The organism is Okeania sp. SIO2B9, from assembly GCF_010672505.1.
Classification (GTDB): Bacteria; Cyanobacteriota; Cyanobacteriia; order Cyanobacteriales; family Microcoleaceae; genus Okeania; species Okeania hirsuta.
The window spans coordinates 1-1,744 of sequence record NZ_JAAHGK010001464.1 but is presented as its reverse complement, the minus strand read 5'-3'; the positions used below and the strand labels follow the sequence as shown (position 1 = coordinate 1,744).

Genomic DNA, 1,744 nt, shown 5'->3' with positions numbered 1-1,744 from the left:
GATAAATAAATAACTACGGAGGAGTCAGGAGTCAGGAGTCAGGAGTCAGGAGAAAAGAGGTAATAAAGAAGAACAACAGGAGAAGAAGGAGAAAGTTTTTTTATAACTAATTATCCGGACATGATATAAGAAGGCTGAAACCTTTATATGCCAATGCTTTTATAGTTCATCAGCAACCCCTAATTAAATGGACATAATATTAGGTTCATAAACTAAATTTCCTGCTAAATAAGTAGCTTTAACTACTCGTTCATCTCCCAAAATAATCAGGGTAAATAATTCATCAATAATGTCAGTTAATAAATCGGAATTATTTCGAGAATTCCGCAACTTTAACAACGGAGTTACTCTGGTATCTAGCACAACTAAATCTGCTTCTTTCCCTACATCAAAATTGCCAATTTTATCTTCCAGGGATAGAGACTTTGCTCCTCCTAAAGTAGCCAGATAAAAAGCTTTTAAAGAAGATAAATTTTGTCCCTGTAATTGAGATACTTTATAAGCGTCGTTCATAGTTTGAAATATTGAAAAGCTAGTGCCACCTCCCACATCTGTACCTAAACCAACTTTCACTGGAGTTTGTTGAGATTTTGCTGTGTGTAGTTGGAATAAACCACTGCCTAAAAATAGATTTGAAGTCGGACAAAATGCAATAGTTGAACCTGCTTGTGAGAGTCGATTAAATTCAGAATCACTGAGATAAATACCGTGGGCAAAAATTGATTTATTACTAACTAAACCAAACTTTTCATAAACATCTAAGTAGTCTTTACTATTAGGAAAAAGCTGGGCAACTTTCTCAGTTTCAGATTTTTGTTCAGATAAATGTGTATGTACATACACATCTGGAAATTCTTGTTTGAGAACTCCAGCTAGATGTAGTTGTTCTGGGGTAGAAGTAATGGCAAATCTCGGAGTAATGGCGTATAGAAGTCTGCCTTTACCATGCCATTTTTTAATCAAATTTTTGCTATCTTCGTAGCTAGTTTCTGGAGTATCCAACAAATAATCTGGAGCATTCCGATCCATGAGCATTTTACCAGCAATTATCCGCATATTTCGTAGTTCTGCTACTTCAAATAAGGCATCAACTGACTGAGGATAAACTGTGGTTAAAACTAAAGCACTTGTCGTGGCATTTTTTAGTAGTTGATCTAGAAAAAAGGATGCTATTTGTTGAGCGTAGGTTTGATCTTTAAATTTTCCTTCTGCTGGGAAAGTGTATTTATCTAACCATTCCAAAAGTTGTTTACTAGAGGAGGCAATTATTTCTGTTTGGGGATAATGGATATGAATATCGATAAATCCTGGTAAAATTAGCATTCCTGGATAAGAAATAATAGGAATTTCAGGATATTTAGGCTTTAATTTGTCGTAGTTTCCTAGTTCTTGAATTATGCCTCTGGAGATAATCATTAAACCATCATGAATATAACGAACGGTTTCTAATTCTGGATAGTAAAACGGATCTGCAACAAAATCTAGGAATGAACCCCTGATGGCTGAGATGTTAATATTTTGATTCATTTTTATCTGATATTTTGGTAAGAGTATATATGAAGAAAATGGGTTGATAAGCTTGAGTTAAGTTTGCAAGGAAGAAGGAAAAAGGGTTTAGTTAGAGCTTGCTGATTAAATCTCAAAGTATTTACAGATAAAGGTTTTAGCCTTCACGGCAGCTATGATTTTCTTCTAAAATTCTGTCTCCTGTCTCCTGACTCCTTCTCCTATACTACATTTTGTA

1 protein-coding gene is annotated in these 1,744 nt (G+C 34.6%); it reads right to left on the bottom strand.

Annotated elements, in window-relative coordinates; all coding sequences use genetic code 11:
* Positions 1–183 precede the first annotated feature (183 nt).
* Positions 184–1,527: a guanine deaminase gene (gene guaD / locus F6K13_RS31740; RefSeq protein ID WP_192901261.1), complete on the bottom strand. Its 1,344-nt coding sequence runs from the start codon at positions 1,525–1,527 to the stop codon at positions 184–186.
* Positions 1,528–1,744: the final 217 nt, after the last annotated feature.